This window comes from Natrinema limicola JCM 13563, from assembly GCF_000337475.1.
GTDB lineage: Archaea > Halobacteriota > Halobacteria > Halobacteriales > Natrialbaceae > Natrinema > Natrinema limicola.
Genome location: NZ_AOIT01000019.1, coordinates 1 through 241, shown reverse-complemented (window position 1 = coordinate 241; position 241 = coordinate 1). Strand labels below are relative to the sequence as shown.

Below are 241 nucleotides of genomic sequence, written 5' to 3'. Positions count from 1 at the left end.
CCCCCGCCAATTCCTTTAAGTTTCATCCTTGCGGACGTACTTCCCAGGCGGTCTGCTTCACGGCTTCCCTACGGCACACCACAGGCTCGTAGCCTGTGGCACACCTAGCAGACATCGTTTACAGCTCGGACTACCCGGGGATCTAATCCGGTTCGTGACCCGAGCTTTCGTCCCTCACCGTCGGATCCGTCTTCCAGAGGCGCTTTCGCCACCGGTGGTCCGTCCAGGATTACGGGATTTC

1 rRNA gene is annotated in these 241 nt (G+C 59.3%); it reads right to left on the bottom strand.

The annotated features are described in order from the left end of the window. Positions 1–241 (bottom strand): 16S ribosomal RNA (locus C476_RS04150); the annotation flags it as partial.